This window comes from Intrasporangium chromatireducens Q5-1, from assembly GCF_000576575.1.
Classification (GTDB): Bacteria; Actinomycetota; Actinomycetes; order Actinomycetales; family Dermatophilaceae; genus Intrasporangium_A; species Intrasporangium_A chromatireducens.
In genome coordinates this window covers 1-4,793 of sequence record NZ_AWQS01000268.1, presented here as the reverse complement: position 1 = coordinate 4,793, position 4,793 = coordinate 1, and the positions used below count along the sequence as shown (strand labels likewise).

Sequence of the window (4,793 nt, the reverse complement as noted above, 5' to 3'; positions counted from 1 at the left end):
AACGCCACCGCCCCACCCCCCGCCCCCAGGGCGGGGCCGCCGGCATGTCCCAGACCGGCGACAGCGGAGGTGTCGGCGCTCGGAAGGGGATGGGTAAAGCATCTCGCCGCCCCGGCGACAGCGTAGGTTTGGCGCATGAGCTCCGGCCAGCGCAACGTCCTCGGCGGTGAGCTGGAGGAGTGCTCCACCGAGCCGCTGACCGGCTTCTACCGCGACGGCTGCTGCACGACCGGGCCCGACGACGTCGGCAGCCACACGATCTGCGTCGTCGTGAGCCGGGAGTTCCTCGAGCACCAGCGCTCGGTCGGCAACGACCTGTCGACGCCGAGGCCCGAGTGGCGCTTCCCCGGCCTCCAGCCCGGCGACCGGTGGTGCGTCGTCGCGGCGCGGTGGCTGCAGGCGCAGCAGGACGGCGCGGCCGCGCCGGTCGTCCTCGCGGCGACCCACGAGCGGGCGCTCGACATCGTGCCCCTCCAGCTCCTCGAGGCGTACGCCGCCGACATCCCTGACGACCCGAGCACCCTGCTCTGAGGCCTCGGCCATGTGGGGGGAGACAGGCGGGACGCAGGCGAGCTCAGGCGAAGGAGCCCAGCGGCCTGCTGCCCGGTCACGGGCCCGGCGCATCCGCTCCGCCATCCTGGTCCTCGGCGTCGTCCTCACTCTCGTCGTCGGCCTCGGCGCGTGTACCAGCGAGCCCCGGGTTGACCTGGAGGAGAGCGTCGGTCGGGCAGCCACGATGCCACCGGTCGCCCCCACCCAGGTGGTCATAGTCACCGAGACGAGGACGGGGACGCTCATGCCCACCGTCACCGTGACGGTTACTCCGACGGCGATGGTTGCTCCGACCGCGACGGCCTTGCCCACGACGCCGACCATCCCGGCCGTCTTCGACGAGGCGGCTGCGCGCAGGGCGGTCCAAGCGGTCCTGACAGACGTCACTCGACTCGACAAGGAGTTGCGTGCGACCACGCCAACCGCCACCGCGACGCTCCCCGGTCGGAGCGGCCGGACCTCGTCGCCCTCGGGCAGTACCCCGCCGACCGTGGGGACCGCGACGGTCGCCACCAGCGCATCGGCCGGGGCTGGTCTCCGGGCCCTGGACGGGCACCTGCGCGACCTGCTCTCAGCCGGGGTGCCGACCGGCACGGACGGCCCGAGTTATGTGGCGCGGATCCTCAGCCTGCAGGTCTTCGTCTCTGCGGCGCTCGGCGAGACGGCGACGAACCCCTCGCGTGCCGCTGCTCGCTACTCCGTGATCCGTGCGGAGGTCGGTGTGCTGCTCGGACAGGTGGGCACGGGTCTCGGCGCCACGTTCACCCTGCCGCCAGCCGCCCCTGCTCGATGAGGGCGTCGAGCGCCTCGAGTCGGCGCGGTCCGGAGCCCAGCGCCAGGTCCGGCACGATCACCTCGTCCACCCCGGCCTCGCGCCAGCCCTCGACCACCTCGCCGAAGCGCTCCGCCGGCCCCGCCACTGTGGGGCGCCCATTCACGGAGGCCACGAACTCGTCCGCCTCCGAGGACGACTGCGTCAGGAAGACGAGGACCTGGGTCGAGCGCGAGATCGAGGACGGTTCACGGCCGAGCCGCTCGCAGTGGCGGTCGAGCACCGCTGCGCGTTCCGCGATCATCTTCGGCGTGGCCCACATGTTCCACTCGTCGGCGTGCCGGGCCACGAGCCCGAGCATCCGGTCGCCCTTCCCGCCGACGAGGAGGGGCAGGCGGGGCTGGACCGGCTTCGGCTCACAGACCGCCTCGGTGAGCTCGTAGCAGCGACCCGCGAACGAGACGACCGGTTCGGTCAGCAGGCCCCGGATCACCGTGCAGGCCTCGTCGAGACGCGCCAGCCGTCGACCCGGCGTGGGCAGCTCGATGCCGTACTGCTCGTGCTCGTTGGCCTGCCAGCCGGCTCCCAGCCCCAGCACGACCCGGCCGCCGCTGATCCGGTCGACGCTGGCGGCCCAGTTCGCGACGACTGCCGGATGCCGATACGTGTTCCCGAGCACGAGGGTGCCGAGGCGCAGCCGCGTCGTCGCCGTCGCGAGCCCGGCCAGGGCAGCCGTCGCCTCAAGGTGTGCCGAGGTGACTGCGCCGAAGAGCCCGCCGTCACCCATGAAGTGGTCTGCGACATAGACGCCGTCCCACCCGGTCGCCTCCGCATGACGCACGACCTCGAGGACCTCGGACCACGGCTGGGACAGTTTCGGCCACACGGAGAAGCGCACGTCCCGACCCTAGTGCTCGGGTGGCCGAGGGCCGGCCGACCAGGCGCGGCATGGTCGTGGGGGCCAGTCGACCCGGCCGGCAGGCGAGACACCGCTGGCTACCATGGAGCCGTGGCCCACCCGTCTGAGCTTCAGGACTACCTCAACGCCTGCCGAGCGCGGGTGGAGTCGCAGGTCGCCTTCTTCCGCGAGTTCGCGGGCGCGGTGGGCCGGGCCGACGACGACGAGGAGCGTGGCCTGGAGCCGATGCTCGAGTCCCTCGAGGCCGACTACTTCAACAACCTCGTCATCGTCCTCGACGCCTACTTCGCGGACAGCCGGCGCGACTCGCCCGGCCCCGTCGCCCGGGAGGTCGAGGCTCTGAGCGACTCCCTCATCCACGGCGAGGGCGAGCTCCTTCCCGAGCCCGCGGCACGCATCGACGAGGGGCGCAGCATCCTCGGGCTCAAGGCCGGCGACTCGATCCGGCTGACAGCACAGAACTTCTCCCGGCTCGCGGACGCCTACTTCGCGGAGATCGAGCGGCGCCAAGGACTCTGAGCCCGCCGCCCTGACGGCGGGACGCGCGCCGCTCGGCGAACCTCCCGCGCCGGCCCATGGAGGTGTGCCAGAGTGCAGCCGTGGCGCACACCTACACCCGCACGACCTACATCTGGTTCGTGGCGGCGACGATCACCGGGATCGTCAGTGGGTTCCTCCACATCGTGCGGTCCCACGTCACCAAGGACGGGGCCGAGCCGATCATCCTGACCGTCCTCGCCTTCGGGCTGACGGCCGCCACGGCGCTACTGATCTTCCGCGGCATCATGGTCGCGGCCTACGAGCAGGACCGCGCGTCCCATCGCGACCGCCACTGAGCGGCATACGGGCACTGAGCGGCATGCGGGCTCAGTCTTCGCGGCTCTGACGTGTCTTCTTGTCGTTCGCCTTCTGGATCGCGTCGACGAGCTCGTCCTTGTCCATCTTCGAGCGACCCGGGATGTCGAGGCGCTTCGCGATGTCGTACAGGTGGCTCTTGGACGCGTTCGCGTTGACGCCCCCGGCCGTCTCGCCGCCCTTGCGCGCGCTGCGGCCCGACTTGGCCGCCTGCTTGTCGCTGGGGCCCTTCTCGTCCTTGGGCTCCCAGTGGTCACCGACCTTCTCGAAGCTGTGCTTGAGGGACGCGAAGGCGGTGCGGTGCGCGCGTTCGCCCTCGCCGTACTCGTCGACGGCTGAGTCGTGGGTCTTCGACCAGGTCTCCTGGGCCTTCTCGGGTGACCGCTGCAGGGTCGAGGGCAGGTCCTTCTTCGAAACCATCGGGCAACCTCCTCGGGTCGTATGTCGCTGTGTCCCTACCCCACTTCTCCGGCCCTCATGCGTCGCCGCGCCCCCGCCGGCCACCCTGACCGACCGCGTGACGTGGGCAAGAATGCTGCTCATGGCGACCGGTTCCCGCTCATGGGTGCTCCACGTCGACCTCGACCAGTTCATCGCCGCGGTGGAGGTGCTGCGCCGGCCGGAGCTGGCCGGCAAGCCCGTCATCGTGGGCGGGCGCGGCGACCCGGCGGAGCGGGCGGTCGTCGCGACGGCGAGCTACGAGGCGCGGGAGTTCGGCGCTCGGTCGGGCATGCCGTTGCGCATCGCGGCCCGCAAGGTGCCGGATGCCGTGCTCCTGCCCGTCGACGCCGACGCGTACAACGAGGCGTCCGAGCGGGTCATGACCGCGCTGCGCAGCCTCGGGGTCATCGTCGAGGTGCTCGGTTGGGACGAGGCGTTCCTCGGTGTCGAGACCGACGACCCGGAGACCTTCGCCCGCCGGGTGCAAGCCACGGTCCTCGACGCGACCGAGCTGCACTGCTCGGTCGGCATCGGGGACAACAAGATCCGGGCGAAGATCGCGACCGGCTTCGGCAAGCCGCGCGGCGTCTTCCGGCTGACGCGGGCGAACTGGCTCGAGGTGATGGGCGAACGCCCCACCATCGACCTGTGGGGCGTCGGGTCGAAGGTGTCGAAGCGCCTGGCTGCCCTGGGGGTTGAGACGGTGAGCCAGCTCGCCGCTGCCTCCGAGGATGCGCTCGTCGGCGAGTTCGGGCCGCGGATGGGTGTCTGGTACGGCCAGCTCGGCAAGGGCATCGGGTCAGCCATCGTCGACGACACTCCGTGGGTCGCGCGAGGGCACAGCCGGGAGACGACGTACCAGGAGAACCTCCGCACCAGGGACGAGGTGCTCGAGGCGGTGCGCCAGCTGGCGGAGCAGGCCTTCGCCGACACCGTGGCTGAGGGGCGGCCGGTCATCCGGGTGACGCTCAAGGTCCGGTATGCGCCGTTCTTCACGCAGAGCAAGGCGATGAAGCTCCCCGCGCCGACGACCGATCGCGAGGCCGTCGTCGCCGCCGCACTCGCCCTCGCCGACAAGCTCGAGCCGGGTCGCGAGATCCGGTTGCTCGGTGTTCGCGGCGAGATGCAGATGCCCGACGAAGGCGACCCGGTGGAGCGCACGCCGATCCGCGGGCGGTTGTGACGGCCGATCAGGACTACTGCACGGTCGATGGGAACTACTGCACTGTCGATGGGGACTACTGCACTGTCGAT

The 4,793-nt window shown here is 71.3% G+C and carries 7 protein-coding genes; 5 read left to right on the top strand and 2 right to left on the bottom strand.

What is annotated here, in order from left to right; translation table 11 throughout:
* The first annotated feature begins 135 nt into the window (after positions 1–135).
* Entirely contained in the window at positions 136–531 is a 396-nt protein-coding gene (locus N864_RS19275; protein WP_034721082.1) for a DUF2237 family protein, read from the top strand.
* Positions 532–541: 10 nt separating this feature from the next.
* On the top strand, positions 542–1,345 hold the full coding sequence (locus tag N864_RS19270; RefSeq protein ID WP_034721080.1) for a hypothetical protein: 804 nt from the start codon (positions 542–544) through the stop codon (positions 1,343–1,345).
* Here N864_RS19270 and N864_RS19265 read toward each other — a convergent pair.
* The gene (locus tag N864_RS19265; protein ID WP_034721078.1) at positions 1,314–2,222 is read right to left on the bottom strand and encodes an LLM class flavin-dependent oxidoreductase; all 909 of its coding nucleotides are present in this window, start codon (positions 2,220–2,222) and stop codon (positions 1,314–1,316) included. The two genes, N864_RS19270 and N864_RS19265, sit on opposite strands and share 32 nt — an antisense overlap.
* A gap of 111 nt (positions 2,223–2,333) precedes the next feature.
* On the opposite strand from N864_RS19265, the gene N864_RS19260 reads away from it, so the two are divergent.
* Together N864_RS19260 and N864_RS19255 are read left to right on the top strand one after the other, a co-directional pair.
* A complete protein-coding gene (locus N864_RS19260) occupies positions 2,334–2,762 on the top strand; it encodes a hypothetical protein (protein ID WP_034721074.1) in 429 nt (142 codons plus the stop codon).
* Between the two features lie 80 nt (positions 2,763–2,842).
* Positions 2,843–3,079, top strand: coding sequence for a hypothetical protein (locus N864_RS19255; protein ID WP_034721071.1), 237 nt, complete (start codon positions 2,843–2,845; stop codon positions 3,077–3,079).
* A 31-nt stretch (positions 3,080–3,110) separates the two neighbouring features.
* On the opposite strand, the gene N864_RS19250 is transcribed toward N864_RS19255, so the two are convergent.
* Positions 3,111–3,518 (bottom strand): ChaB family protein, encoded by a 408-nt coding sequence (locus N864_RS19250; RefSeq protein ID WP_034721069.1) that lies wholly within the window; start codon positions 3,516–3,518, stop codon positions 3,111–3,113.
* A gap of 121 nt (positions 3,519–3,639) precedes the next feature.
* On the opposite strand from N864_RS19250, the gene N864_RS19245 reads away from it, so the two are divergent.
* Entirely contained in the window at positions 3,640–4,722 is a 1,083-nt protein-coding gene (locus N864_RS19245) for a DNA polymerase IV (protein WP_034721085.1), read from the top strand.
* Positions 4,723–4,793 lie beyond the last annotated feature (71 nt).